This is a genomic window from Sphingomonas sp. S2-65, assembly GCF_021513175.1.
Lineage (GTDB): Bacteria > Pseudomonadota > Alphaproteobacteria > Sphingomonadales > Sphingomonadaceae > Sphingomonas.
Genome location: NZ_CP090953.1, coordinates 2,498,787 through 2,525,310, shown reverse-complemented (window position 1 = coordinate 2,525,310; position 26,524 = coordinate 2,498,787). Strand labels below are relative to the sequence as shown.

At 67.1% G+C, this 26,524-nt stretch carries 22 protein-coding genes and 1 riboswitch; of the genes, 14 read left to right on the top strand and 8 right to left on the bottom strand.

The annotated features are described in order from the left end of the window. Positions 1 to 16: 16 nt before the first annotated feature. Positions 17 to 610: a methionine biosynthesis protein MetW gene (metW, locus tag LZ586_RS11845; protein WP_235076501.1), complete on the top strand. Its 594-nt coding sequence runs from the start codon at positions 17 to 19 to the stop codon at positions 608 to 610. Then, the gene (locus tag LZ586_RS11840) at positions 607 to 1,467 is read left to right on the top strand and encodes a pirin family protein (RefSeq protein ID WP_235076500.1); all 861 of its coding nucleotides are present in this window, start codon (positions 607 to 609) and stop codon (positions 1,465 to 1,467) included. The genes metW and LZ586_RS11840 overlap by 4 nt, the downstream gene beginning before the upstream one ends. Positions 1,468 to 1,477: 10 nt before the next feature. On the opposite strand, the gene LZ586_RS11835 is transcribed toward LZ586_RS11840, so the two are convergent. Continuing rightward, the gene (locus LZ586_RS11835; RefSeq protein ID WP_235076499.1) at positions 1,478 to 1,945 is read right to left on the bottom strand and encodes a hypothetical protein; all 468 of its coding nucleotides are present in this window, start codon (positions 1,943 to 1,945) and stop codon (positions 1,478 to 1,480) included. A 52-nt stretch (positions 1,946 to 1,997) separates the two neighbouring features. Beyond that, positions 1,998 to 2,558 (bottom strand): single-stranded DNA-binding protein, encoded by a 561-nt coding sequence (gene ssb, locus LZ586_RS11830; protein WP_235076498.1) that lies wholly within the window; start codon positions 2,556 to 2,558, stop codon positions 1,998 to 2,000. Between the two features lie 54 nt (positions 2,559 to 2,612). On the opposite strand from ssb, the gene LZ586_RS11825 reads away from it, so the two are divergent. Beyond that, positions 2,613 to 2,786 (top strand): DUF4169 family protein, encoded by a 174-nt coding sequence (locus LZ586_RS11825; protein ID WP_235076497.1) that lies wholly within the window; start codon positions 2,613 to 2,615, stop codon positions 2,784 to 2,786. A gap of 132 nt (positions 2,787 to 2,918) precedes the next feature. Here the strand turns inward: LZ586_RS11825 and feoB are convergent, their stop codons facing one another. Both feoB and LZ586_RS11815 read right to left on the bottom strand, forming a co-directional pair. Beyond that, entirely contained in the window at positions 2,919 to 4,772 is a 1,854-nt protein-coding gene (gene feoB, locus LZ586_RS11820; RefSeq protein WP_235076496.1) for a ferrous iron transporter B, read from the bottom strand. A gap of 4 nt (positions 4,773 to 4,776) precedes the next feature. After that, positions 4,777 to 5,049 carry a FeoA family protein gene (locus LZ586_RS11815; RefSeq protein ID WP_235076495.1) on the bottom strand — a complete coding sequence of 91 codons (273 nt, stop codon included), beginning with the start codon at positions 5,047 to 5,049 and terminating at the stop codon, positions 4,777 to 4,779. Positions 5,050 to 5,167: 118 nt separating this feature from the next. On the opposite strand from LZ586_RS11815, the gene LZ586_RS11810 reads away from it, so the two are divergent. Further along, complete coding sequence (locus LZ586_RS11810) at positions 5,168 to 6,154, top strand: phytanoyl-CoA dioxygenase family protein (RefSeq protein WP_235076494.1); 987 nt, start codon at positions 5,168 to 5,170, stop codon at positions 6,152 to 6,154. Between the two features lie 16 nt (positions 6,155 to 6,170). Here LZ586_RS11810 and LZ586_RS11805 read toward each other — a convergent pair whose 3' ends face one another. After that, positions 6,171 to 6,938, bottom strand: coding sequence for a hypothetical protein (locus tag LZ586_RS11805; RefSeq protein ID WP_235076493.1), 768 nt, complete (start codon positions 6,936 to 6,938; stop codon positions 6,171 to 6,173). A 28-nt stretch (positions 6,939 to 6,966) separates the two neighbouring features. After that, the gene (locus LZ586_RS11800; protein WP_235076492.1) at positions 6,967 to 16,287 is read right to left on the bottom strand and encodes an Ig-like domain-containing protein; all 9,321 of its coding nucleotides are present in this window, start codon (positions 16,285 to 16,287) and stop codon (positions 6,967 to 6,969) included. 419 nt (positions 16,288 to 16,706) lie between these two features. Between LZ586_RS11800 and LZ586_RS11795 the strand changes: the two genes are divergently transcribed. Next, positions 16,707 to 17,330, top strand: a complete 624-nt coding sequence (locus LZ586_RS11795; RefSeq protein ID WP_235076491.1) for a phage tail protein — start codon at positions 16,707 to 16,709, stop codon at positions 17,328 to 17,330. 63 nt (positions 17,331 to 17,393) lie between these two features. On the opposite strand, the gene LZ586_RS11790 is transcribed toward LZ586_RS11795, so the two are convergent. Beyond that, a complete protein-coding gene (locus tag LZ586_RS11790; protein ID WP_235076490.1) occupies positions 17,394 to 17,687 on the bottom strand; it encodes a DUF6916 family protein in 294 nt (97 codons plus the stop codon). A gap of 70 nt (positions 17,688 to 17,757) precedes the next feature. Between LZ586_RS11790 and LZ586_RS11785 the strand changes: the two genes are divergently transcribed. Beyond that, positions 17,758 to 18,348, top strand: coding sequence for a GNAT family N-acetyltransferase (locus tag LZ586_RS11785; RefSeq protein WP_235076489.1), 591 nt, complete (start codon positions 17,758 to 17,760; stop codon positions 18,346 to 18,348). On the opposite strand, the gene LZ586_RS11780 is transcribed toward LZ586_RS11785, so the two are convergent. Continuing rightward, positions 18,340 to 19,488, bottom strand: coding sequence for a hypothetical protein (locus LZ586_RS11780; protein WP_235076488.1), 1,149 nt, complete (start codon positions 19,486 to 19,488; stop codon positions 18,340 to 18,342). The two genes, LZ586_RS11785 and LZ586_RS11780, sit on opposite strands and share 9 nt — an antisense overlap. Before the next feature lie 68 nt (positions 19,489 to 19,556). Between LZ586_RS11780 and LZ586_RS11775 the strand changes: the two genes are divergently transcribed. The 8 genes from LZ586_RS11775 to LZ586_RS11740 all read left to right on the top strand — a co-directional run bounded on the left by LZ586_RS11775 (position 19,557) and on the right by LZ586_RS11740 (position 26,524). Continuing rightward, the gene (locus LZ586_RS11775; protein ID WP_235076487.1) at positions 19,557 to 20,180 is read left to right on the top strand and encodes an aspartyl/asparaginyl beta-hydroxylase domain-containing protein; all 624 of its coding nucleotides are present in this window, start codon (positions 19,557 to 19,559) and stop codon (positions 20,178 to 20,180) included. Between the two features lie 37 nt (positions 20,181 to 20,217). Continuing rightward, a complete protein-coding gene (locus tag LZ586_RS11770) occupies positions 20,218 to 20,994 on the top strand; it encodes a sterol desaturase family protein (RefSeq protein WP_235079792.1) in 777 nt (258 codons plus the stop codon). Continuing rightward, the gene (locus LZ586_RS11765) at positions 20,924 to 21,349 is read left to right on the top strand and encodes a DUF2141 domain-containing protein (protein WP_319938058.1); all 426 of its coding nucleotides are present in this window, start codon (positions 20,924 to 20,926) and stop codon (positions 21,347 to 21,349) included. The genes LZ586_RS11770 and LZ586_RS11765 overlap by 71 nt, the downstream gene beginning before the upstream one ends. 55 nt (positions 21,350 to 21,404) lie before the next feature. Beyond that, positions 21,405 to 22,253, top strand: coding sequence for a MipA/OmpV family protein (locus tag LZ586_RS11760; protein WP_235076486.1), 849 nt, complete (start codon positions 21,405 to 21,407; stop codon positions 22,251 to 22,253). Positions 22,254 to 22,305: 52 nt separating this feature from the next. Continuing rightward, positions 22,306 to 22,415: riboswitch (TPP riboswitch) on the top strand. A 35-nt stretch (positions 22,416 to 22,450) separates the two neighbouring features. Next, positions 22,451 to 24,415, top strand: a complete 1,965-nt coding sequence (gene thiC / locus LZ586_RS11755) for a phosphomethylpyrimidine synthase ThiC (RefSeq protein WP_235076485.1) — start codon at positions 22,451 to 22,453, stop codon at positions 24,413 to 24,415. Positions 24,416 to 24,528: 113 nt separating this feature from the next. Further along, positions 24,529 to 24,762, top strand: coding sequence for a DUF4160 domain-containing protein (locus LZ586_RS11750; protein WP_235076484.1), 234 nt, complete (start codon positions 24,529 to 24,531; stop codon positions 24,760 to 24,762). Continuing rightward, complete coding sequence (locus LZ586_RS11745) at positions 24,746 to 25,006, top strand: DUF2442 domain-containing protein (protein ID WP_235076483.1); 261 nt, start codon at positions 24,746 to 24,748, stop codon at positions 25,004 to 25,006. Before LZ586_RS11750 ends, LZ586_RS11745 begins: the two co-directional genes overlap by 17 nt. Positions 25,007 to 25,231: 225 nt before the next feature. After that, the gene (locus LZ586_RS11740) at positions 25,232 to 26,524 is read left to right on the top strand and encodes an SIR2 family protein (protein ID WP_235076482.1); all 1,293 of its coding nucleotides are present in this window, start codon (positions 25,232 to 25,234) and stop codon (positions 26,522 to 26,524) included.

The window sequence follows — 26,524 nt, the reverse complement described above, 5'->3', positions numbered from 1 at the left end:
CAACGAAAGCCAGCCGATGAGCCTTCGTCCCGACCTGTCTATCATCGCCGCCAATGTGGAGCCGCGCAGCCGTGTGCTCGACGTGGGCTGCGGCGACGGGGCGTTGATGGCGGCGCTGCGTGACCGGCACGGATGCGACGCGCGCGGGCTGGAGCTGGACGCGGGCGACGTCGCCGCGGCGATGGGGCGCGGGCTTTCGGTGATACAGGGCGATGCCGATGTGGATCTCGCCGACTACCCGAACGACAGCTTCGACTATGCGATCCTGAGCCAGACCTTGCAGACGACGCGGCGGCCCGACCAGGTGCTGGAAGAGCTGCTGCGGATCGGCCGGCGGGCGTTCGTGTCGTTCCCTAACTTCGCACATTGGCGCGTCCGCACGTCCTTGCTGTTCGGGGGGCGGATGCCCGTCACCCGGCTGCTGCCGATCGAATGGTATGCCACGCCCAACATCCACCACGTGACGATCGACGATTTCCGCGCTTTCCTCAAAGGCCGGGGGATCGTGGTCGAGGGTTGCTGGTTCCTGAGCGGAGACCAGCGCACCGGATCGGCGATGGCGAACCTGTTCGCCGAACATGCGGTGTTCCTGCTGCGGAGAGCGATATGACCGAGCGCACCATCTCCAGGCTGCACCAGGCGCGGCGCGACGATATCGGCGACCTCGTCACCCGGCGGCCGGTGCCGGGGCCGAGCGTGGAGCATGTCGGCGCGTTCCTGTTCCTCAACCATCATGGGCCGCAGGTCTATCCGTCCAACAACCGCGGGCTGCCGTTCGGGCCGCATCCGCATCGCGGGTTCGAGACCGTCACCTTCATCCTGGAAGGCGAACTGGCGCACACCGACTCGGCGGGCAATGAGAGCGTCATTCGCGAAGGCGGTGTACAGTGGATGACGGCCGGGCGCGGGCTGGTGCATGCCGAGATTTCCCCCGACAGCTTCAAGCGCGCCGGCGGCCCGATGGAGATACTGCAGCTCTGGGTGAACCTGCCTGCCCGGCTGAAAATGTGCCCCCCGCGCTATGTCGGGGTTCAGGCGGACGCGATCCCGGCGGTGCGTAGCGCTGGCGCGACGGTGCACCTCGTCTCCGGAGACTGGGGTGGCGAACAGGGCGCGATCGAGTCGCTGACCGGTGTGTTCATGACCTGGGTCGAGCTGGCGGAGGGCGGCAGCGTGACGTTTGACGGGCTGCGCGGACGCGACGTGTTCCTCTATGGCGCCCGCGGCGCGTTCGAGGTGGCAGGTATCCGCGTGCCGCAGTTCACGCTGGCCGAGCTTGGCGAAGGCGACGCGGTGACGCTGACCGCGTCGGAGCCGGCGCTGCTGCTTTTCAGCCATGCCGAGCCAATCCCGGAGCCGATCGTCTCCCACGGCCCGTTCGTGATGAACAGCGTGGAGGAAATCCGCCAGGCGTTCGCCGACTATCAGGCGGGCATGTTCGGCACCGCCGAGATCGTGAAGGGCTAACGCCCGATCCTTACCGAACCGGACCGCTCCAGTTCACCGTCACCCGCGTGGCGCCGTTATACGCCTCCGACACGATCATCAGCTTGCGGCCTTCGGACACGCCCGTGGTGAGCTTGTCGCCCTGCACCGCGGCGTCGATGAAGCCGGCAGCCTTGGCCTGATCCAGCGACCAGGCGCGTATGTCGTTGGGGCTGGTGTGCGTGGTGTAGACAATCGAGCCGCTTACATGGCGCGGCTCGCCGTCTGGGCCGGAAATGCAGCTGGTGACCTGCGCCTCGCGATAGATGGGCACGAAGTCAGGCTTGTTGCTGCAATCGGTGGCTGCGGCGACTGCGGCGGGGGTGCCATTGGCAGCGGCCTCCGCGACGTTCTGAGCAGTGGGATCGTTGGTCGTTGCGACCGTCGCGTTGCCGGTGCCATCCCCTTCGCCGCTGCACGCGGCCAGCAGCAGCGACAATCCTATCAACCCGTTGCGCATCGTCGATCCTCCCGTTCGAAGAGGATCAACGAGCGCGGGGCAGGCGGGTTGCTTAGAACGGAACGTCGTCGTCCAGATCGTCGGGGAAGCCGCCGCCCTGGCCGCCGCCCGCGCCGCGCTGGCCGCCGCTGTTGAAGTTGCCGCCGCCGGCACCGCCGCGAGCCGGCGCACCGCCGCCGAAATCGTCATTGCCACCCCAATCGTCGCTGGGGCCGCTGCTTCGGCCACCACCGCCAGCGCCGCCGCCGCCCTGGCGGTCGCCGGGACCGTCGAGCATGGTCAGCACGCTGTTGAAGCCCTGGAGCACCACTTCGGTCGAGTAGCGGTCGTTGCCCTGCGGGTCCTGCCACTTACGCGTGGTCAGCGCACCTTCGATATACACCTTGGAGCCCTTGCGCAGGAAGCGCTCGGCGACGTTGGCCAGGCCTTCGTTGAAGACCTTGACCGTGTGCCACTCGGTCTTTTCCTTGCGCTCGCCCGAATTGCGGTCCTTCCAGCTTTCGGAGGTGGCGATGCGGAGCTCGACCACCTTGCCGCCGTTCTGGAAGCTGCGGCTTTCGGGATCGCGCCCGAGATTGCCGACCAGGATAACCTTGTTGACGCTGCCGGCCATGGAAACTCCAGTTTAATCGATTGGGCGCCGGGCGTGCCGGCGCTAAAAGAACGTATGGCCGAGATCATTAACCTGAACAGGGCTCGTAAGGCGAGAGCCAAAGCGACGGCGGACGTCAAGGCTGAAGCCAATCGCGTGAAGTTCGGTCGGAGCAAGGCCGAAAAGCAGGCCGAGGCGGCGGAACGGTCCCGGGCGGAGCGGGAACTCGACGGGGCGAAGCGGGACTAAAGATCCTCCCCCGGAGGGGATGGGGGCCGCGCGACGCAGTCGCGTGGTGGAGGGGTGTCCCGCTATCTAAAGGGATACCCCTCCGTCAGCGCTTCGCGCTGCCACCTCCCCTTCCAGGGGAGGATTGAAGGGTCAGAGCCCCAGGGCCACGGCCGTCCAATAGGTGATTCCGGCGGAAATGTACGCAATTCCGAACAGGTATCCGAGCATGAAGAGCGGCCATTTCCAGCCGTTCGTCTCGCGCCGCGTGACTGCGATCGTCGAAATGCACTGGGGCGCGAACACGAACCACATCAGGAAGGCAAGCGCGCTCGGCAGGCTCCAATGCGCCTGGAGATTGTCGCGGATCGACGCCTCGCCCGCTGCGTCATCGGGATTGTCGACCGCGTAGACCGTGCCGATCGCCGCCACCGCGACTTCGCGCGCGGCCATGGCCGGGATCAGCGCCAGCGCCATGTCGCGGTTGAAGCCGATCGGCGCGACGATCGTCTGAAGGCCGTTGCCGATGCGCCCGGCAACCGAATAATCGACCGGCGACACGGCCGACCCTTCGGGCGGCTTGGGGAAGCTGAGCAGCGCCCACAAGACGATGGTGGTCACCAGGATGATCGTGCCGGCGCGCTTGAGGAAAATCTCGGCGCGCTGCCACAGCCCCAGGCCGATGTCGCGCAGGCGGGGCATCTGGTATTTCGGCATTTCCATCATGAAGCCGCTGGTCGCGCCCTTGGTCACGGTGCGGCGCAGGACCATCGCGGCGATGAAGGCGCCGGCAATGCCCAGGATGTACAGCGCGAAGAGGATGAGGCCTTGAAGCCCGATGCCCGGACCGACCGTCCGGTCCGGGATCAGCGCGCCGATGATGATGGTGTAGACCGGCAGCCGCGCCGAACAGGTCATCATCGGCGCGATCAGGATGGTGGTGAGCCGGTCCTTATCGTCCGAAATGGTGCGCGTGGCCATGATGCCGGGCACCGCGCAGGCGAAGGAGGACAGCAGCGGAATGAAGGCGCGCCCCGACAGTCCGACCCCGGCCATCAGCCGATCCATCAGGAAGGCGGCGCGGACCATGTAGCCGGTCGCTTCCAGCACCAGGATGAAGCCGAACAGGATCAGGATCTGCGGCAGGAACACGATCACCGCGCCGACGCCGGCGATCACCCCGTCGACGAGCATCGAGCGCAGCAGTCCCTGGGGAAGCGCGTCGCCGACCGCGCCGCCGAGCCAGGCCATGCCCGCCTCGATCCAGCCGATCGGCGCTTCGGACCAGGCGAACACCGCCTGGAACATGACGAACAGCAGGGCGAGCAGCAGGATCGGGCCGGAAACCGGGTGCAGCGCGACTGCGTCGAGCCGGTGCGTCCAGCGGCGCGCGGCGGTTTCCGAAACCGTCACCGCCGTGGCGATCTGGCGCGCGCGGCGCTGAAGCAGGGTGATGTCGTGCGGCACGTCGCTGCGCGGCGGCGCCTTGGCGGTACGGGTGACTTCGGCGAGGCGGTCCTTGAGCTGGTCGAGGCCGCGCCGGCGCACCGCGACCGTGGGGACCACAGGCACGCCGAGCTCGCGCTCGAGCTTCTCGGGATCCAGCGTGAGTCCGTCGCGCTCGGCCAGGTCGACCATGTTGAGCGCGACCACGATCGGCAGGCCGAGCGCGATCAGCTGGAGCGTGAAGCGAAGATGGTTGTCGAGGTTGGACGCGTCGACGACGGTCACGATCGCGTCGGGCAGCCGCTCGCCTGCCTGGCGGCCGAACAGCACGTCACGCGTAACCTGCTCGTCGGGGCTCGACGGATCGAGGCTGTAGGTGCCGGGCAAGTCGATCAGCTCGACCGGGCGGCCATCGGGCAGCGCCATGCGGCCCGAATGCCGCTCGACGGTGACACCGGGGTAATTGCCGACCTTCTGGCGCGCGCCGGTGAGCGCATTGAACAGCGCGCTCTTGCCGGCATTGGGATTGCCGACCAGCGCCACCAGTGGTGCGGGGTTCATGGAGTCAGCCAGCGCTCGGGGCGACGTGGATCGCGGCGGCGACGTGACGGCGCAGCGCCACGGTCATGCGGCCGATCCGGCAGGCGATGGGTCCGCCGAACAGGCCGGCGCGGTGGAGCAACTCGACCTCGACGCCTTCGTCCAGCCCGAGCTCGCGCAGGCGGCGTGCCTCCGGCTCGGAGAGATGGCTCCAATCGACGTCAGCCACGGTGCCGGGCTTCATTCGCGGAAGCTGGGCGAGGCGCACTGGCACGGGAATCACTGCGGCCATGTTCATGATGCGACTGATTATCAATAAGTGCGGAACAAGGCCAGAGTTTATTGAAGACCCAGGCACATGCGTAGCCGGTCGGCGCGACGCTTGACCCGGCACCCGCCGCTGCGGATGGTGCAGCATGGCCGCGCTGTCCCTCTTCCTCGAGATCCGCGGCCTCGAGCAGCTCTGGGCGCAGTACAGCCTGCGCGCGCGCCATGCCCCACGCCAGGACCAGCGCGACCGGATGCTGTTTGATCTGCTCGGGATCGGGCTCGAACAGGGCATGCGCCACCTCGCGAGCGAACGTCCGAGCTTGGCGGCGTTCGCCGACTGGGTGGTCGCGGCTGCGGGGCCACCCGATCCGGTTGCGGTCGCGCGCTATCATGCCTGGCTGGATCGGGCGCCGCCACCGCCCCCTGTACAGACGCGGATCGCCGCGATCGAAGCGATGCCGCCGGTGCTCGACTCGAGCGATCTCGCGCAGTGGGACGCGCAAGGTTGGGTGATCCTGCGCCACGCGGTGCCGCCCGAGACGGCAGCGGCGGCGGCGCGCTTGCTGTGGACGCGCGTCGGCGGCGATCCCGAAGACCCCGCCAGCTGGTACGGCGAGGGGCGCCAGGGGATCATGGTCCAGCAGTTCCAGCATCCGGCGCAGGCGGCGGCACGCGACGCGGTCCGGATCCACAAGGCATTCGCCCAATTATGGGGCAGCGCCGACCTGTGGGTCGCCGTCGATCGGATGAGCTTCAATCCCCCGGAGACCGCCACCGCGCCGTTCCAGGGGACGCCGCTGCACTGGGACGTCAGCCTGGCCTGGCCGATCCCGTTCGCGACGCAGGGCATCCTGTACCTGACCGACACCGCGCCGGACCAGGGCGCGCTGCGCCTGGTGCCGGGGTTTCACCGCCGCATCGAAGCCTGGCTGAACGATCTGGGGGATCGCGATCCGCGTGCGGTCGACCTCACCGGCGAGACGGTCGCGATCGGCGCGGGCGTGGGCGACCTGGTGATCTGGCGCCAGGACCTCCCGCACGGAGCGAGTCCCAACCGCAGCGATCGGCCACGGCTGGCGCAATATGTGAACCTGTATTCGCCCGATCTGGTCCACCATCCCGAGTGGCGCTGACCAGCAGTCGCGCCGCTCAGGACAACCAGCGGTCGCGCATCCAGCGGTCGGCGACATGGCGGGTACGCTCGGCATAATCAGGGGTTTGGGGACCTAGCAGCGGCAGCCCGAAGCCGGCGACGGTCCGGGCGATGCCGGCTTCGTCCAGCGCCCGCCCGTCGCGAACGGCGTGGCGGGCGATCTCCATCTCCTGCCCCCAGAAATAGATCGAGCGGGCCCGCACATTGGCCTGCATCCGCGCCACTTCGCCGACCCGGTCGCCGCCCACCAGCGGCAGCCAGATGTCGGGCATGAGCAAGTCGACGGCAGCCTCGGGGACATAGCGCAGCGCATCGCCCTGGACGACGCGCAGCTTCGCGTGCGCCTGGTCGGGGAGCTGCGCGAGCGTGCCGAGCGCCTGGTGCAGCGCGATCACGTCGGCGTCCCGCTCCACTACCGTCACCTGCGTCACCGCGGGCAGCATCGCCGTCGCCGCCGCCGACCAGCCCATCCCCATGCCGAAGATCAGGACATGACCATGCGCCAGGCGGATGCCGATCTCCTGGCTCTCCATCTCCATCGGCGTCATCGACATCCAGGTGGACCATTGGCCGGTGGAAGACCGCCGCTTGAGCACCGCGACATCCTGCACCAGCCGCGCGGGGCTCCAATAGCCCGGCGCGACCAGCATCGGCACCAGCTCCAGCGCCCAGTCCCCCCGCGACATCGGCGCGTATAGCGGCTGGAACAGCGCCCCGGTGTACGGGTCCGGCGTCGCTGGTCCCTGCGCTGCCGGAACGCTCACGCCGCGCCTCCCGCCCGCGCCGTCATCGTCAGAACTCCTTGGTGACCTGTGCCCGCACCGACCCCGAGCGCTGGCCCGAGGCGCCGCGGAACACCGTTTCGAAGTCGAACGACCAGAGGCTGGGAAGCAGGAAGCGGGTGCCGAGGCTCAGCTGGAACTGCTCGCGCGACCAGCCCTGGGTCTCGATCCCGTACAGCGCGCTGCCCGGAATGTCGGCATAGTCGAGCCGCTGGGCGTCGGCGTCGGCGAACTCGTGGTTCCACTCCGCCCGGACCCGCGGCATCACCGTGCCGAACACATAGTTCTGCTTCAGCTCGAACCGCGCGCCCAGCGTACCGGTGACCGAGGTCAGCTTGCGCTCGTCGAAGCGCAGGTCGAACCGGTCGGCCCCGCTCTCCACATAGGCTCCCAGCGTGGCGTCGAGCACCTCGCCGCGGCCGTAGAGCGACCAGTTGAACCCCTCGCCCTGACGGTCGATGCCGACCGCCAGCGCCCCGACGCGGAAGTCGCCGTCGCGGCTGCCGACCGCCGTCGCGTTGGTGTCCGGCACCACGCGGCGGGTGCGGAAGCGCAGGTCGCCCAGCCCGATCATGCCGTCGATAAAGGCATGCTCCACCGGCACCAGGCTGGCATAGGCCGCGACCATCGTGCTGTCGGAGCGGACGCGCGCGGCGCCGCCATCGATCCGGCTGAGGTCGTTGCCATAGCCACCCCCGAGTCCGACCGTCACGCCCTCAGCGAGCTTGAGGTCGGCGCCGGCGCTCAGCCCCGCAGACGTCGCGGTGATCTTCGACCGATCGGTGGTCTCGTCCTGCGTGCCGATGTCGATCGCGCCCCCGCTCCAGATGCCGATCGAGCCGATCCGGCGCACGCCGTCGCCGCCCTGTTCGTCATCCTGCGCCAGCGGCTGGACCGCACCCGCGACGCCCGACGCCTTGCGCGCTGCGTTGCGCTCGGCGGCGGTCATCTCGGTGATCGCCATCGTCGAGCCGAGCTGATCGGCACGGTTCCAGCGCAGCCCCTCGCGGCTGCCGAGCACCCGGCCGAGCGCGGGATCCTCTGCCGAAGGCCGCATCCGCTCGGTGATATCCAGCGCCGAGGCGTCGAATGCCGGCGTCGCCTGGACGATGCCGCCGCCGTCGCGCGAGTTGAGCGTGACGTTCGACTGCGCGCCGCCGGTCCCGCTGCCGCTGCCATGAAGCTGCTCGGTGCGGCGCATGAAGTTGCCGACCTGCGCACGCGCGAAGCGGCGGGTGGCTTCCGCCTGGGCGTCGCTGATCGCGCGAACATTGGGATCGTTCGTGGGATCGGGCCGCGCGGTGACCGTCACCGTCACGGTGGCGGGCGCCGAGGTGCCGTAGGCGTTGCTCAGCGTGTAGGTGACCACCACCGTGCCGCCGAACCGCGCCGCTGCCTTCACGTCGAGGCGATAGGCCTGCGTCGCGCCCGAACCGCTCGCGACGATCGTCGCACTCGCCTGGTCGGCGGGGGTTACGCTCACGATCGTCGCCGCGGTGAACGGCCCTTCGCGCGCGCCATCGGTGAGCATCACCGACACCGTCTGTCCGTCGCCGATTCGCGCCGTCTTGGGCAGCGCCACCGGCAGCTGGCCGACCACCGTGACGCTGACCGTGCCAGGTGCCGAGCTACCGCCCGGGCCGACCGCCACGAAGGTGAAGCTGTCGGTGCCGACGAAGCCGACCGCCGCGGTGTAGGTGGCGATGACCCGCGGGCCGGTTGCCGCCTGGGCCGCGAGTGCCGCCCGCGCCGCCGGATTGCCGCGCAGCGTCACTGTGCCATGTGCCGGCTGGGTGCGGATCTCGATCCGGTCATAGGTGCCGGTCACCAGCGCCGAGAGATCGACGTCGACGCTCTGGGCTCCCGTGGTCGCGGTGGATCCGGCGACGCTGCCCGCGCCGTTGCCGGCCTGGGGCGGCGGTGGCGGTGCCACCACCAACCGCACCGTCGCTGGCGCCGAGGTCCCGCCAGGGCCGGTCGCGGTGTAGGTGAAGCTGTCCGCGCCGTAATAGTCGGTGGCCGGGATGTACGTGGCCACGGAGCCGGCGACCGTCACCGTGCCGTGTGCCGGGGCCGCTGCGACGGCGATGCCGGTATAGACGCCGCCGATGTCGCTCGCCAGATCGATCGCCGTGCCCGCGCTGTTGTACGGGATCGCGACGTTGCCGCGGTCGGTGACCGTCGGCACCGGCGGCACCGCCACCTGGAGCGTGACGGTCGCCGGGGTCGACGTGCCGCCAGGCCCGGTCGCGGTGTAGGTGAAGCTGTCGGTTCCGTAATAGCCGGCCGTGGGGATGTACGTCACCACGTCGCCCGACACCGTCACCGTGCCATGCCCGGGTGGCGTGGCGATTGCGGTGCTGGTGTGAATGCCGGTGATCGCGCTGGTCAGGTCGATCGCCGTGCCGGTGCTGCCATAAGGCACCGCCACGTTGGGAACGTTTGCCGCACTGGGCGCCGGCGGCACCGCGACCTGGAGCGTCACCGTCGCCGGGGCCGACGTGCCGCCCGGGCCCGTCGCGGTGTAGGTGAAGCTGTCGGTCCCGTAATAGCCGGTCGTCGGGATGTAGGTGACCACATCGCCGGCCACCGTCACGGTGCCGTGCCCCGGGTTGGTGGCGATGGCGGTGCTGGTGTGGACGCCCGAGATCGCGCTGGTCAGGTCGATCGCGGTACCGGTGCTGTCATAGGGCACCGCCACGTTGGAGACGTTCGCCGCCGTGGGTGCCGGGGGCACCGCGACATTGACGCTCACGATCGCAGGTGCGGAGGTCCCGCCAGGGCCGGTCGCCGTGTAGGTGAAGCTGTCCGTGCCGTAATAGCCAGGAGCCGGCGTGTAGGTCACCACGTCGCCACTGACGCTGGTCGTACCGTGCGCCGGACCGCCGGTTACGGCGACGCTGCTATGCACGCCCCCGATCGAGGTCGACAGATCGATCGCCACGCTGCCCTGATACGGCACGGCCACGCCCGAGCGGTCGTTCGCGGTCGGCGCCGGCGGCACGGCCACGTTGACGCTCACCGTCGCCGGCGCGGAAGTCCCGCCAGGGCCGGTCGCAGTGTAGGTGAAGCTGTCGGCGCCGTAATAGCCAGCCGCCGGCGTGTAGGTCACCACGTCGCCGCTGACACTGGCCGTGCCGTGCGCCGGGGCGCTCGCCACCGCGACGCTGCTATGCACGCCGCTGATCGAAGACGACAGGTCGATCGCCGCGCTGCCCTGATAAGGCACCGCCACGCCCGAGCGGTCGCTGGCAGTCGGCGCCGGCGGCACTGCGACATCGACACTCACCGTGGCAGGCGCAGAGGTCCCGCCAGGGCCGGTCGCCGTGTAGGTGAAGCTGTCGGGCCCGTAATAGCCAGCCGCCGGGGTGTAGGTCACCACGTCGCCGCTGATGCTGGTCGTGCCATGCGCCGGGCCGCCGGTGACGGCGACGCTGCTATGCACGCCGCCGATCGAACTCGACAGGTCGATCGGCGTGCTGCCCTGATAGGGAACGGCAATGCCCGAGCGGTCGCCCGCGGTAGGTGCCGGCGGCACCGCCACATTGACGCTCACCGTCGCCGGCGCAGAGGTCCCGCCGGGACCGGTCGCCGTGTAGGTGAAGCTGTCTGGCCCATAATAGCCAGCCGCCGGGGTGTAGGTCACCACGTCGCCGCTGATGCTGGTCGTGCCGTGCGCCGGAGCACTCGCCACCGCAACGCTGCTATGCACGCCGCCGATCGAACTCGACAGGTCGATCGCCACGCTGCCCTGATAGGGCACGGCAATGCCTGAGCGGTCGCTCGCCGTGGGGGCCGGCGGCACTGCCACGTTGACGCTTACGGTGGCAGGTGCGGAGGTCCCGCCAGGGCCGGTCGCCGTGTAGGTGAAGCTGTCCGTGCCGTAATAGCCAGGAGCCGGCGTGTAGGTCACCACGTCGCCACTGACGCTGGTCGTACCGTGCGCCGGACCGCCGGTTACGGCGACGCTGCTATGCACGCCCCCGATCGAGGTCGACAGATCGATCGCCACGCTGCCCTGATACGGCACGGCCACACCCGAGCGGTCGTTCGCGGTCGGCGCCGGCGGCACGGCCACGTTGACGCTCACCGTCGCCGGCGCGGAAGTCCCGCCAGGGCCGGTCGCAGTGTAGGTGAAGCTGTCGGCGCCGTAATAGCCAGCCGCCGGCGTGTAGGTCACCACGTCGCCGCTGACACTGGCCGTGCCGTGCGCCGGGGCGCTCGCCACCGCGACGCTGCTATGCACGCCGCTGATCGAAGACGATAGGTCGATCGCCGCGCTACCCTGATAAGGCACCGCCACGCCCGAGCGGTCGCTGGCAGTCGGCGCCGGGGGCACTGCGACATCGACACTCACCGTGGCAGGCGCAGAGGTCCCGCCAGGGCCGGTCGCCGTGTAGGTGAAGCTGTCGGGCCCGTAATAGCCAGCCGCCGGGGTGTAGGTCACCACGTCGCCGCTGATGCTGGTCGTGCCATGCGCCGGGCCGCCGGTGACGGCGACGCTGCTATGCACGCCGCCGATCGAACTCGACAGGTCGATCGGCGTGCTGCCCTGATAGGGAACGGCAATGCCCGAGCGGTCGCCCGCGGTCGGGGCCGGCGGCACCGCCACATTGACGCTCACCGTCGCCGGCGCAGAGGTCCCGCCGGGACCGGTCGCCGTGTAGGTGAAGCTGTCCGGGCCATAATAGCCAGCCGCCGGGGTGTAGGTCACCACGTCGCCGCTGATGCTGGTCGTGCCGTGCGCCGGAGCACTCGCCACCGCAACGCTGCTATGCACGCCGCCGATCGAAGACGACAGGTCGATCGCCACGCCGCTGCTGCCAAAGGGCACCGCTACGTTCGATACGTCCGTCGTGGTCGGGGCCGATGGCGTCGCGACGGTGACGCTTACCGTTGCCGGGGCCGAGGTGCCTCCGGGACCGGTCGCGGTATAGGTGAAGCTGTCCGCGCCGTAATAGCCGGTCGCGGGCGTGTAGGTGATGACGCTGCCGCTGACGCTGGTGGTGCCGTGCGCCGGGCCGCTTGCCACCGCGATGCTGCCATAGACGCCGGTCACCGAGGCGGAGACGTCGATCGCGGTTCCTGTGCCATTATAGGGAATCCCGACCCCGGACACGTTGGCCGCGCTCGGCGCCGCAGGCGTCGCGACAGTCAGGCTCACCGTGGCCGGCGCTGACGTGCCGCCGGGACCGGTCGCGGTGTAGGTGAAGCTGTCCGCGCCATAATAGCCGGCCGCCGGGACGTAGGTCACCACATCGCCCGTTACCGATGTCGTGCCGTGGGCCGGCGCCGTCGCCACGGCAATGCTCGAATGCACCCCGCTGACCGATGCGGAAAGATCGATCGCCGTTCCCGTGCTGCCATAGGCCACCGTCACGCCAGTGCGATCGCTCGCTACCGGAGCCGCAGGCGTGGCGACGTTCAGCGACACCGTCGCCGGTGCCGACGTGCCGCCAGGGCCGGTCGCGGTGTAGGTGAAGCTGTCCGCGCCGTAATAGCCGGCCACCGGGACGTAGGTTACCACATCGCCTGAAACCGATGTCGTGCCGTGGGCCGGCGCCGTCGCCACGGCAATGCTCGAATGCACGCCGCTGACCGATGCGGAAAGATCGATCGCCGTGCCCGTGCTACCATAGGCCACCGTCACGCCGGTGCGGTCGCTCGTTATGGGAGCCGCGGGCGTGGCGACGTTCAGCGACACCGTCGCCGGGGCCGAGGTCCCGCCCGGACCCGTGGCGGTGTAGGTGAAGCTGTCGGCGCCGTAATAGCCCGCCGCCGGAACGTAGGTCACCACATCCCCTGAAACCGACGTCGTGCCGTGTGCCGGCGCCGTCGCCACGGCGATGCTCGAATGCACCCCGCTGACCGAGGCCGATAGATCGATCGGGGTTCCGGCGCTGTTATAGGCGATCGTGACGCCGGTGCGGTCGGCAGCGACGGGCGCGGCCGGGGTGGCGACGGTGAGGTTGACGGTCGCGATGTTTGACGTGCCGCCGGGTCCGGTGGCGGTGTAGGTGAAGCTGTCCGCTCCGAAATAGCCGGTGGCCGGGGTGTAGGTCACCACGTCGCCCGCCACGCTGACCGCGCCGTGCGCCGGTGCGCTCACCACGGTGAGGCTGGAATGCACCCCCGAGATCGAGCCCGAAAGGTCGATCGCGGCAGCGGTGTTGTACGCGACGGCGACGTTGCGGTCGGCGGCGACGGGCGCGGCCGGGGTGGCGACCGTGAGGCTGGCGGTCGCGGTGTTCGACGTGCCGCCAGGACCGTTCGCGGTGTAGGCGAAGCTGTCGGCGCCGTAATAGCCCGCGGCCGGCGTGTAGGTGACCACGTCGCCTGCCACGCTGGTGGTGCCGTGCGCAGGCGCGGTCGTCACGGTGACGCCGGAATGCACCCCGGTGATCGCGGAAGAAAGGTCGATGGCGGTGCCCGAGCTGCCATAGGGCACCGCGATACCGCTGACATTGGCGGCTGTCGGGGCAGGGGGCGGACTGACGGTGATGCTCGCGGTCGCCGGGGACGAGGTGCCGCCCGGACCGGTAGCGGTGTAGGTGAAGCTGTCGGCGCCGATATAGCCCGGGGTCGGCGTATAGGCGATCGTCGTGCCGCTCGCAGTGGCAGTGCCGTGCGCCGGCGCAGACGCGATCGCCACGCTGCTGGTCGCTCCGCCCGAGAGCGTGGGCGTGATCGGATTGTTCGTCGAGTTGTACGCGACCGTCGCGCTCACCGCGCCGGCTACCGGCGCCTGAGGGGCGATGGTCAGCGAGTAGCTGTTGCTGACCGAATAGGGCCCGCCGCTTCCCGCCGAGGAGGAGTCGGTTGCGGTGACCGTGAAGTTGAACGTCCCGGCTGTGGTCGGATTGCCCGACAGCACCCCGCCGGCCGAAAGGCTCAGGCCGGTAGGAAGCGTGCCGGCGCTGGTGAAGCTGAAAGGCGGCGTACCACCGCTGGCGGTGAACGTCTGCGAATAGGCCGTGGCGACGGTCCCGCCGGGCAGCGCGCCTGCCGCAGGCGAAAGCGTCAGCGCCGGAGCGGACACGACGAGCGTCAGCGTACCCGTTGCCTGCGTGAACGCCGGGGTCGAGCTGTCGGTGACGTTTGCCGTGAACGAGAAACTGCCGCTGGCCGCGGGGGTGCCGGTGATCGAGCAGTCGGCCTGGAGGCTGGTGCCTGCGGGCAGCGCGCCCGATGCAAGCGTGGTCCCGCAGCTATAAGGCTGCCGGCCGCCCGCCGGGATGATCCGCACGTTCGACAATGGAGCGCCACGCGTGCCGCTACCCGACAGCGTGCCCGACAATGCCGGATTGGCGACCGACACGGTTACCGTCGCAACGTTGGACGTCCCGCCGGCGTTGCTCGCCGTGTAGGTGAAGCTGTCGCTGCCCCGGAAGCCGATCGCCGCGATGTAGGTGACCACGCCGCTGTTGTTGACCGACACCGTCCCGCCATTGGCCGACGTCGCGGAACCCACGGCATAGCTGGTCGGGTTGTTCGACACCTGTCCCGCGATCGAGAAAGCGGTCGCTGTGTTGGCACCCGCATTATAAGTGATCGCCACAGGCAGGGTATAGTTGCTGGCGACCGGCGCCGGCGTGACCGTGAACGTGTTCGTTCCCGACGTGGCGCTGCTCTGGCTCTGCGCATTGGTCGCGAAGGCGGCCACGGTGTGCGAGCCAGCGGCGAGCGCGACCGGCTGAGCCTTGGTCCAGGTACCGCTTCCCGTCGCGGTGGTCGTGCCGATCGACGCGCCATCGATCAGGACGGTGATCGTCACGCTTGCGTCCGACACGCCCTGGTAGGCCGGCGTGGTCGACCCGGTGACCGCGCCGTTGGCAGGCACCGTCACTACCGGCGTGGACGGCGGATCGCTGTAGACGAACTGGTTGCCCGCCGCGGTGGGACTGGCGCCCGCCGTGGTGGTGACGACGACATAGACCGCGCCGCTGCCCGAGGGCGAGGTGGCGGTGATCTGCGACGCGGAGTTGCGGGTGTAGGCGGCCGCGGCGTTGCCGCCGAAGCTGACGCCGGTGACGTTGTAGAAATTGGTACCGGTGATGACGACCGAGGTGCCGCCGGCGGTGCCGCCAAGCGCGGGCGCGAGGCCCGTGACCGTCGGCGCGCTCTGGGTGATGACGAAGTTCGTCACCGCGACATTGGCCTGCGTAAACGGCGACGCGGTCCCACCATTGGCGCCGGTGACCGAACTGTCGGTGATGTCGACGTTGAAGCTGTAGGTGCCGGGCGTCGTCGGGGTGCCGGTGAGCGTGCAATTCGAATTAAGGGTGACCCCGCCTGGAAGCACTGCCGATCCTGCATTCAGCACGCAGCTATAGGGTGCATTGCCGCCGGTGGGTGTGACCGCATAGCCCGACAAGCCCGAGCCGACCGTGGCACCTGAACCGGTGAGGCTGGCGGTGATCGTGGGATTGCCGACGGCGAGCGTGACTGTGGCCGGGGAGGAGGTGCCTCCGCCGTTGGTGGCGCGCGCGAAGAACGTGTCGGTGCCGCGATAGCCGATGCGCGGCGTATAGCTCGCCTGCCCGGCGCTGTTGATTGACACCGTCCCGCCGCCGCTGGTCGCCGCGCTGCCGGCGAAGGTGCCCCCCGGCGCGTTCGAGACGCTGTAGCTGGTCGGTGAATTGGTGGGGCTGCCCCCGGTCGCGACGTCGATGTTGGTCGCGGCGGCGCCGCCGGGATTGTAGCCGACGATGCTGCCATAGGTGAAGCTGCTCAGCGTCGGCGCGCTTTGCGCCGGCGTGCAGGTCATGCTGGCGACGATCGTGCCGCTGGCGCCGGAGGCGCGGCCCGTCGTCAGGCCCACCGCGGTGGTGCCGGCCGGCAGGGTATATTCAGCGGTCGAGAAGCTCCCCGACGCGCTGGTCAGGATGGACGCCTCTGTGATGTTGCTCGCTGCGGAAGTACCGGAACCCAGGCGCAGGCGCAGGCGCAGTTCGGTGCCGGAGGTGGCGGTGAAGTTGCCGCTGACGATGACCCTGTCGCCTTGGTCGAAGGCGTAGAAGGTCGTGTTGTTCGGGACATAGTTCATCGCCGGATCGAACGGATCGGTCCAGGCGGCTGAAGACCGCGCCGTGTTGTAGGTCGCGGTGGAATAGCTTGCAGCGGCCGTCGTGCCGGCGCTGGGGGCGCCCGACGCGTAGACGACCTGGTGATTCAGCAGGCCCGAATTGATCGCGGTACAGCCAGTCGAAGCCTGGGCGGCGATGCTTCCGAACGAGGTGAGCGCAAGCGCCGCGGCGATTGCCACCTGCGCGCGGCCGAGCCGCGTGGTGGTCTTCGCCTGCGATGCGCGAGGCTCACCCGATTCGGGCATACTCGCCCAACAAGTGCGCAGCTCACGCACGAGACGAATCGCGCCTGCCATGCGAACGATCACCGAAATTCCCCCAAAGCCCCGACTGCAGTAATATTCAGAAATCGTGAACAAACAACCCGGTTTTTAGGACGATCCAGTAGAATCGGCGCGGTTTCGTCCGATGATCCAGCTAACTAACCATTGTAAAACTACGTAGATTTTCTGCTTGCCGTCGCGCGTGGCTGATCGTGTTGGCATCTCTGTGCCAGTTATCTCGCAAGTGCGGCATCTTTGGCCCTGACCCTAGTCAGCGGCCTGACTCGATCTGCCCCTAGGCCAAGTCGATCCTGACGCTTTACATGTCATCTCCTGAAATAAGGTGACGCAGGCAGAACGATGACTTACGCTATTGCAATCGCAATGGTGGGGAGATGATTGTGGAAGCATTTATGGGCCAGATCATGCAGGTGGCCTTCAGCTACGCGCCGCGCGGCTGGATGACCTGCCAGGGCCAGATCATGAGCATCGCTCAGCAGTCGGCGCTCTTCTCGCTGATGGGCACTACGTTCGGCGGCAACGGTCAGTCCACCTTCGGGCTTCCCGACGCGCGCGGCCGCACTTTCGTCGGGACCGGTCAGGGCCCCGGCCTGCAACCCTATAGCATGGGCCAGATCGGCGGCACCGAGAACACGACGCTACTGATACCCAACATGCCTGCGCACAATCACGCGGCGGTGTTCACGCCGTCTGGGGGCTCGTTTTCCGGCCAGGTACAGGCGAAGAGCGGGATCGCTCAGGCGCAATTGTCCGACACGCCGACCGATGGCTGCTTCCTCGCCAACACGGCGGATCCCGAAGTCAGCGGCACGCCGCTGATCTATGCGCCGGCAGGCTCGGCAGGCACGCCGGTCAACATCGGCGGAGTCAGCGTGACCGGCAGCACCGGCGGCAGCGTCACGGTCGGAATCAACGGTGGATCACAGCCGTTCAGCACCCTCTCACCCTATCTCGCCCTTACCACGATCATTGCGGTCGAAGGCATCTTCCCGTCACGTAACTGACCGCCCTTTTCGACGCCGGCCGTTCGCAGACGCGCGCGGCCGGTGTCGCAACTCGCTTGCGGGTCAGTTGAACACCGCCTGATAGTGACGCAGGGTTGCGGAAGGCACCAGTTGGGTGATGTGGATCGCGTGCGGTCCGCCCTTGCCGCAGTCGAACTCATAGGTGGCGTCGAGCAGATACACTCCAGCCGGCGCGTCAAAGAACAACGAGAAGGGCTCACGGAAGTCGAGACCCGGGGCCAATGCCGGGCGGCGCTCGATGCGTTCGAGTGTGACCTCGACTGCCTGAGGCACCGTGCTCACGCGAACCCGTCGCCCGACCCAGGGTTCGAAATCCTCCGGTGTCAGCAATGGCATCTCAGTAGCCCCTCCTTGTACTTTCTACGATACTGCCGCGGTTGGCGGTGATTGGAAAGCACGCGAACCCATGTTTCAACGTGATCTCAGACCGGTGGACTGCGCCGCCCTTCCCGCCTTCCCGCCTGGCACCGCCTTGCCCCAAAGCGCGCCGCTGAGAGCCGCCGGCCTGCGGCTTCGCCCGGCAACCGCCGACGACCTAGATTTCCTGCGCCAACTTCATGCCGCGTGGCGCATGCCCGAGCTGCTGTTCCTGCCCTGGACTGCCGCCCAAAAGCAGGCGTTCGCCGACGATCAGTTCCAGCTGCAGCACTGCCATGTGGTGCGGCATTTCCCGGACGCCGACTTCTGGATCGTCACCGATCGAGATGCGCGTCCCATCGGGCGGCTATATCTGGACAGGGCGCATGCCGAGTGGCGGCTGGTCGACATCCTGCTGGCAAGCAGCGCGCAAGGACAGGGGCTGGGCACCCGCCTGATCGAATGGATCCAGCACGAGGCAGGGGGCACGCCGGTAAGGCTGCACGTCGCGCTCAACAATCCGCGTGCCCATGCGCTGTATCGGCGGCTGGGCTTCGCCGACGTTCCGGGTGCGGACGGCATGCACCGGCCGATGCTCTGGCGCTCCGAGCCGGAAGACTGCTCCTTAAGGTCAGGCTGACGCCAGCGCCCGCAGCGCCGCGTGCGGGGCCGCCAGGTGCACCGCCGCCGCGCGCCGGATCGCAGCGCTGGCCTGCTGCCGTTTGTCCCGATCATCGGCGGTAAAGCGCACCCCCGGGGCCTTGGCGTCGCGCGCGGCACGATCCGCAACCGCGCGGCGCTCCGCGTCCGAAAGGCGCAGGCCGAAATGCGGAACGATGCGTGCCTCGAATGCCGCGGGCAGCGCGGCATAGTCGACCGCCAGCCCGCCTTCGCCTTGCAACGCCTGGATCGCGGCCGCGTGATATTGCGCGAAGATGCGCGCGCACAGCATCTCGGGACCCGACGTCTCGGCATCGCCCAGATCGTAGATCCCCTTGGGCATCAATGCCGGGACCGTCTGGTAGCCGCGCATCCGCATCTGCGACACCAGCACTTCGACGGGATCGCGGAACAGGTAGATCCAGGGAGTCCTGGGAAAGGCCTCGCGAAACAGCGGCAGCGCCAAGATGTGCCAGCTGTCGAGCTTGAGGAAACAGCGCCCGCCCGTTCCTCCCCGCGCCAGCGCACCGGCCATGCCGCGCAGCAACGCAATGCGGCGCGCACGGGGAATATCGCTGCGCCCAAGCGCGAGGCGCAGCGCCGAATCGAACGGTTCGGGCTCGGACAGGGCAGTCGTCGCCTCCAGCGCGCCGAGCATCTGCGCCACCAGAGTCGATCCACACCGCGACATATGGAAGACCAGGCCCGCAGGCGGCGTGATCGGCTGCGCCGCCGCCGCATCGATAAAGGCGTCGAGCGCGGTCTGGTGCCGGAACACCCGGTTGAACGGGCGACACAGGGCTTCCCGTACCGAGTCGGTGAAGAAGCTTCGGGTGAGCGGGACGGCGCCGAACCGTGCCCAGTCGATCACGGCCCCGCCTTCGCTTTCGGTCACGCCGGCTGGAAGCCAGGTGGGCGGCGCCCAGTCTGCGGATGGGGGAACCCGCCCGATGCGGGCACGGGGGCGAAGCGCATCGGCATCGAGGTTCAGTCCGACCGCCTCGGCTGCTCGCGCCGCGCGCCCGGCGAAATCGTCGGGGTGGATCGTGGTGTCGAGTTCGGCTTGCAGCGCCTGGTCGGCCAGGACGATCCGCTGGAAGCTATCGAAGTCGCTTGTCACGCCGCCTCCCTGATGCATGATCGCCGAGAGCCGAGGCTAGCATGACGCGGCGCGCGGGAGGAAACACAGTGAGCGAGGCGGCGCGCTATCCTGACCGAGTGCGGCTTCCGATCGCGTTCGATCCGCTGCGCCTCGTCGCCGACCTGACAGCGCTCGAAGATACGCAGTGGACGCCGCATTTCGTGCCGCGCAACTATGTGGGGGATTGGAGCGCGATGCCCCTGCGCGCACCCAAGGGCGCCGAGCACCCGATCCTGATGATCGTGTCGCAGCCCGATGGCGAGTGCGTCGATGCGCCGGCGCTGCGCCGGACCCCCTATTTCCGCGCGGTGCTGGGCGCGCTCGACTGTCCGTTGCGCAACGTCCGGCTGATGCAGCTCGCGCCGGGCTCCTCGATCCTGGAGCATCGCGATCCCGGGCTGTGCGCCGAGGAAGGCAGCGTGCGGCTGCACATTCCGGTTCTGACCAATCCCGGCGTGCGGTTCTACGTCAACGGCACCAGCGTGGCGATGGCACCTGGCGAGACCTGGTATCTGCGGCTCTCCGACCCGCACCGGGTGGATAATTTCGGCGACGGTCCCCGCGTTCACCTGGTGATCGATGCCGACCTCAGTCCCTGGCTGATCCGCCAGTTGGACGATGGCGCAGGGCTCAGGGCCGCCGAGGCATCATCGCGCAGGATTGACGAGTGATCGCGTGCCCGTTTTCGGCTAAGGCGCTGGAGTGACCATATTTCTAGCCATCGCCTTGTCCGCGCTTGCCATGACGGTGATCGTCGGCGTGCGCTATCTGCTGACCAGCGGCGCCTTCGCGCTGGCGACGCGGTGGAAGCATCCCGGGCTCTATGCCGGGCTTGACCGGCAGATGCTCAAGGAAGTGCGCTGGAGCCTGGCATCCGCCGCGATCTATGGCGTGCCTGCCGGGGTGGTCGCCTGGGGCTGGCAGAATCTCGGCTGGACTCGGATCTACACCGATGCCGCGGCCTATCCCCTCTGGTACCTGCCAGTGTCGGTGCTGCTGTTCCTGGTCGCGCACGACAGCTGGTTCTACTGGACGCACCGCTGGATGCACCGCCCGAAATGGTTTCGCATCGCCCATGCCGTCCACCACGCCAGCCGTCCGCCCACCGCTTGGGCCGCGATGAGCTTCCACCCCGTCGAGGCGCTGACCGGCGCGGTGGTGATCCCGGCCTTGGTGTTCCTGATCCCGATTCACATCGCCGCGCTGGGCACGGTGCTGGCGATCATGACTATAATGGGTGTAACGAACCACATGGGGTGGGAGATCTTCCCCAGGTTCATGTCCCGGGGGCCGTTGGGGGCGTGGCTGATCACCGCGAGCCATCACCAGCGGCACCACGAACTATATGGATGCAATTTTGGGCTTTATTTCCGCTTCTGGGATCGCCTGTGCGGCACGGACAAGGGGCTCGGCGATTTCGCGCGCCGCGCTGGGCGCGGCATGCCTCGCGCTGCTGCCGGGGGCAGCTCCGGTCGGCCAGCTTGACGTCGCGTTCACCGGGCTGCGCTCGAACAAGGGCATGCTGCGCATCTGCGTGACGCGCCGGCCCGCCTCCTTCCCCAGCTGCCGCGACGATCCCCAGGCGATCAAGCGCAACGTCCCCGCCACCGCCACTTCGACTCGCTTCGACGCGCTGCCCACCGGCGACTATGCCGTCGCGGTGATCCACGACGCGAACGGCAATGCCAAGCTCGACACGATGCTCGGCATCCCCAAGGAAGGCTTCGGCTTCTCGCGCAATCCGGCGATCGGCTTCGGCCCGCCGGCCTTTTCCAGCGCGCAGTTCCCGGTGACCACTGGTGCGGAAATACAACAGATCCGGATTCGCTACCTCCTCTAGGAACCGCAAACAGGCGATGGCGTTTCGCAGGTGCAACATTCCTAGGAACGCAGATATGTTTCTCCGCACGCTGGCGCTGCCGCTGCTCGTACTCGCCGCCACCCCTGCCCTGGCCCAGGTGCAGGAGCCGTCCCCGCCCGCCGACACCGGCGGCGACTTCGCCATCGTCGGCGCGGGCGCCGGCATCCTCCCCGACTATGAAGGGTCGGACGATTATCGCTGGTCGCCGGTTCCCGCCGCGATCGGCCGCGTCTCGGGCTTCAACTTCCAGCTGATCGGCAACCGGCTGAGCGTCGACCTGATCCCCGATGGCGGCGGCACCGGGCTCGACTTCCAGGCCGGCCCGATCGGCGTGGTCAATTTCAACCGCTCCAGCACCAAGAGCATCGACGATCCGCGCGTCAAGGCGCTGGGCGAGCTCGACACCTCGATCGAGCTCGGCGGCTATGTCGGCGTCGGCAAGACCGGCGTGATCACCAGCGATTACGACCGCCTCTCGGTCAGCCTGAGCTACCGCACCGACGTGAGCGGCGTGTCCGACGCCGGCATCCTCACCCCCTCGGTCAGCTACATGACTCCGCTCAGCCGCAAGGCGCTGGTGACGCTGTTCGCCTCCGCCGAGCGTGCCGAGAACGGCCAGATGGACGCCTATTTCGGCGTCACCCCCGGCCAGTCGCTGGCGAGCGGCCTGGCCGCGTACAACCCCGATGGCGGCTGGAAGAGCTGGACGCTCGGCCTGGGCACCGCGGTGTCGCTCACCGGCGACCTAACCCACGGGCTCCAGCTCGTCGGCGGCGCCACTTATCGCAAGCTGACCGGCGACGCGGCGGATTCGCCGATCGTCCGCGACGCGGGCGACAGCAACCAGTGGATGGGCGTGGTCGGGCTCGCCTTCTCCTTCTGATCCACATCAGCAAGGGCGGGGGTTACGCACCCCGCCCAACCTGCTAAGACTCACGCCATCCCCGGGGGAGCGCTTCGTCGCGCTTGAGAGGGAGGCCGCAGCCTCCGACCCGCTGAACCTGATCCGGTTGACACCGGCGTAGGGAGGGAGGCGGCCAGTCCAAATCCGCCCTCTCCATGCGACACTGGAGAGAACGCATGGCTGATATCCCCGCAAAGACCGAAATCGGCGTCACCACCGGCCCGATCCGCGGCTCGCGAAAGATCCATGTCGGTCCGCTCGGCGTCGCGATGCGCGAGATCCAACTCGAGCCAGGCTCGGGCGAGGCCCCGGTCCGCGTCTACGACACCTCCGGCCCTTACACCGACCCCAACGCGCGCATCGACATCATGGGCGGGCTCCCCAGGCTGCGCCACGACTGGATCATCGCCCGCGGCGATGTCGAGGCCTATGACGCGCGTGAGATCCGCCCCGAGGACAATGGCCAGCTCGGCCCCGACCGCTCGGGCGGCGTCCCCCAATTCCCCAACGTCGTGAAGCGCCCGCTGCGCGCCAGGGCCGGCGCGAACGTCAGCCAGATGCATTACGCCCGACAGGGCATCATCACCGCCGAGATGGAATATGTCGCGGTCCGCGAGAATCTGGGCCGCGAACGCCTTGCCGAGTACATCCGCGACGGCGAGGCCTTCGGCGCCGAGATCCCCGATTACGTCACCCCCGAATTCGTCCGCGACGAAGTCGCCCGCGGCCGCGCGATCATCCCCAACAACATCAACCACCCCGAATCCGAGCCGATGGCGATCGGGCGCAATTTCCTGGTCAAGATCAACGCCAATATCGGCAACTCCGCCGTCGCCTCCAACGTCGCCGCCGAAGTCGACAAGATGGTCTGGTCGATCCGCTGGGGCGCGGACACGGTGATGGACCTCTCGACGGGGCGCAACATCCACGACACCCGCGAATGGATCCTGCGCAACTCCCCCGTGCCGATCGGCACCGTCCCCATCTACCAGGCGCTGGAAAAGGTCGGCGGCATCGCCGAGGAGCTGACCTGGGAGATCTTCCGCGACACGCTGATCGAACAGGCCGAGCAGGGCGTCGACTATTTCACCATCCATGCCGGCGTCCGCCTGCCCTATATCCCGATGACCGCCAAGCGCGTCACCGGCATCGTCAGCCGCGGCGGCAGCATCATGGCGAAATGGTGCCTCGCCCACCACAAGGAGAGCTTCCTCTACGAGCGCTTCGACGAGATCACCGAGATCATGAAGGCGTATGACATCGCCTACAGCCTCGGCGACGGCCTGCGCCCCGGCAGCATCGCCGACGCGAACGACGAAGCCCAGTTCGCCGAGCTCTACACGCTGGGCGAACTCACCCACCGCGCCTGGAAGGAAGACGTCCAGGTGATGATCGAGGGCCCGGGCCATGTGCCGATGCACAAGATCAAGCAGAACATGGAAAAGCAGCTCGAGGCGTGCGGCGAAGCGCCCTTCTACACGCTCGGGCCGCTCACCACCGACATCGCCCCGGGCTATGACCACATCACCAGCGGCATCGGCGCCGCGATGATCGGCTGGTACGGCACGGCGATGCTCTGCTACGTCACCCCCAAGGAGCATCTCGGCCTGCCCGACCGCGACGACGTCAAGGTCGGCGTCGTCACCTACAAGCTCGCCGCCCACGCCGCCGATCTCGCCAAGGGCCATCCCGCCGCCCAGGTCCGCGACGACGCGCTGAGCCGCGCCCGCTTCGACTTCCGCTGGCGCGACCAGTTCAACCTGTCGCTCGATCCCGACACCGCCGAGCAATATCACGACCAGACCCTGCCGGCCGAAGGCGCCAAGAGCGCGCATTTCTGCTCGATGTGCGGCCCCAAATTCTGCTCGATGAAGATCACCCAGGAAGTCCGCGACTTCGCCGCCAAGCAGAACCAGCCCGCCAACGCCTTCCTGGCCGCCACCCCTCTAAATACCTCCCCGAGCGCGCTCGGGGAGGGGGACCGTTCGGCGCAGCCGAATGGTGGAGGGGCCGCACCGCTAGGTGCGGAAACCCCGCTCGGCCCACAAGACGCCGAAGCCGGCATGGCCGCGATGAGCAAGGTGTTCAAGGAAACCGGCAGCGAACTGTATATGGGCGCTGGCGGGCGGGAGCATGACTGATCAAGTTGCTACAGGTTTGTCTAGCAACATCCTGCAAATTTTTTGAAACTTCGCATAAGATGCTGCGACTAATATGATGTAGATGGTTCGGCGCCCAGCAAGAGGACGCGACCGTGCCGACCATCTTACGCCTCGACGGATACCGCTTCTACTTCTTCAGCCATGAGCCGAACGAGCCACCGCACGTCCATGTCGATCGCGACAGCGCGACGATGAAAGTTTGGCTCGACCGGGTTGAACTCGCGCGCAACCGCGGGTTTCGCCCGCGGGAGATCAATGCCATATTGGGGCTGGTCGAAGCGCATCGCACTGCGCTGTTGGAGGCATGGCATGAATATTTCAGCTAGGATCGCCGACGAGCGCGTTGCCGATGTGCGCTGCGACGATGCCAGCCTCTCAGTCGATCTGATGGACGGCCGCACGATCTCGGTACCCCTCGCCTGGTATCCCCGCCTCCTCCACGCAACCCCCGAGCAGCGTGCCGTCTGGGAGCCATGCGGCGGCGGCTATGGCATCCACTGGCCGCAACTGGACGAAGACCTGAGCACCGAAGGATTGCTGCGCGGGGCACCGGCACCGAAGGCTGCTTGACGCGACGGTCATCATGTTTTGGACGCCGAAGCGGGGATGGCCGTGATGAGCAAGGTGTTCAAGGAAACCGGGAGCGTAACTCTACATGAGAGCTGGTGGGCGGGAGTATGATTGAACGCTTCGCTGGGCATGTTAGTCTGCCGCTAGCCGGCTGCAGGAGAGTACATGGCTTGTGAGTGCGCAATATGTTCGCTGAAACTGAGCTTTGAACTAGATCCACATTTGTTGGACGAGATCGAAGCGGGACGATGTGTCGTCTTTGCTGGCGCGGGGGTCAGTACAGAGACGAGGGGAGCTCACGCGTTTTCTTTTTACGAGCAAATCGCGCAACTGTCTCCCGCTACGGGGAATGAGACCTTTCCGGCGCTAATGGACTTGTTTGAAAACCGTCCTAACGGACGCCAAAAATTGATTGAGCAGATCAAGGCTCGATTCGACTATATTAACGGATTTCGTGATCTCAGACAAAATGCTACAAGATTTCATCGGAGCTTATCGATTGCGCCGTATTTTCGCGTTATCATTACGACTAATTGGGACAGGTATTTTGAAGACGTACTTCATGCCACACCATTCGTCTATGATGAAGACTTGGCGCTGTGGGAGGGGTCTAAAAGACCGTTAATTAAAATCCATGGATCGATTGACAATCTCTCTACCATTGTAGCGTCAACGCCTGATTATCTCGAGTGCGAAGAAAGACTGAAAAGTGGTAGGCTCGGCGACATACTGCGCCACATTTTTGCAACGAAGACGGTAGTATTCTTTGGTTATTCCGCGACGGACAGCGACTTTCTTAGCGTGTATGGCGCCGTACGGGAAAGCATGGGAAGATTTGCCCGGGCCCACTACCTTGTATCACCATTTATAACTGACATCGATTTGGATAAGTTAGCCAACCTAGCGATAAAGCCCATCGCTACCGATGGTTCTCACTTCGTAGAAGTCGTAGCCGAACACATGCGTGCGAAGTTTTGCTATGCTTATGAGCAATCTTATGACATAATTTCTGAGAAATTAGCGAATGTAACTCAGGTTCATCGAGAATTTGTCGATAGCTATGCCGTGGCAGATGAACCTCATCTGATTTTTGCGACGGCTTATCAAGATGGCTTGATACACTGCTTGCAGCGCATAGTAGACAGGCGGTTTGCTGGGGATTTCGCTGATCTACATCACGTCCGACGCCAGATTTCATTGTATCAAGATAAGATAGAACAATATCAGAGGCGAAGAGATTACTGGAACTCATCGTATTTTGTCGGTTACCAGACCGGCCTGCTGTTTTTCGATTTCGTCAACGCGGGCCTTGATCCCGCTCAAGATATCAATCCTGAACTCTTGGATCTTCCACTTTTCTATCATCCCAAGCTCGACCGAATGGATAAGGAGACCTATGGAACTGAGGTTCGTGGGCACCCAGAAGTTCATAAGGCGTCTCTTAAGCAAGCTGCGCGGTTCGCAAAGAAATTCGAGGATTCTGACGGTATCGTTGCTCAGCACACCCCTTTTGGATAA

Excerpts from the sequence above, each read along its gene's own strand:
- metW (WP_235076501.1), top strand. The coding sequence starts at position 17 with ATGAGCCTTCGTCCCGACCTGTCTATCATCGCCGCCAATGTGGAGCCG.
- LZ586_RS11840 (WP_235076500.1), top strand. The coding sequence starts at position 607 with ATGACCGAGCGCACCATCTCCAGGCTGCACCAGGCGCGGCGCGACGAT.
- LZ586_RS11835 (WP_235076499.1), bottom strand. The coding sequence starts at position 1,945 with ATGCGCAACGGGTTGATAGGATTGTCGCTGCTGCTGGCCGCGTGCAGC.
- ssb (WP_235076498.1), bottom strand. The coding sequence starts at position 2,558 with ATGGCCGGCAGCGTCAACAAGGTTATCCTGGTCGGCAATCTCGGGCGC.
- LZ586_RS11825 (WP_235076497.1), top strand. The coding sequence starts at position 2,613 with ATGGCCGAGATCATTAACCTGAACAGGGCTCGTAAGGCGAGAGCCAAA.
- feoB (WP_235076496.1), bottom strand. The coding sequence starts at position 4,772 with ATGAACCCCGCACCACTGGTGGCGCTGGTCGGCAATCCCAATGCCGGC.
- LZ586_RS11815 (WP_235076495.1), bottom strand. The coding sequence starts at position 5,049 with ATGAACATGGCCGCAGTGATTCCCGTGCCAGTGCGCCTCGCCCAGCTT.
- LZ586_RS11810 (WP_235076494.1), top strand. The coding sequence starts at position 5,168 with ATGGCCGCGCTGTCCCTCTTCCTCGAGATCCGCGGCCTCGAGCAGCTC.
- LZ586_RS11800 (WP_235076492.1), bottom strand. The coding sequence starts at position 16,287 with ATGCCCGAATCGGGTGAGCCTCGCGCATCGCAGGCGAAGACCACCACG.
- LZ586_RS11790 (WP_235076490.1), bottom strand. The coding sequence starts at position 17,687 with ATGCCATTGCTGACACCGGAGGATTTCGAACCCTGGGTCGGGCGACGG.
- LZ586_RS11785 (WP_235076489.1), top strand. The coding sequence starts at position 17,758 with ATGTTTCAACGTGATCTCAGACCGGTGGACTGCGCCGCCCTTCCCGCC.
- LZ586_RS11760 (WP_235076486.1), top strand. The coding sequence starts at position 21,405 with ATGTTTCTCCGCACGCTGGCGCTGCCGCTGCTCGTACTCGCCGCCACC.
- thiC (WP_235076485.1), top strand. The coding sequence starts at position 22,451 with ATGGCTGATATCCCCGCAAAGACCGAAATCGGCGTCACCACCGGCCCG.
- LZ586_RS11745 (WP_235076483.1), top strand. The coding sequence starts at position 24,746 with ATGAATATTTCAGCTAGGATCGCCGACGAGCGCGTTGCCGATGTGCGC.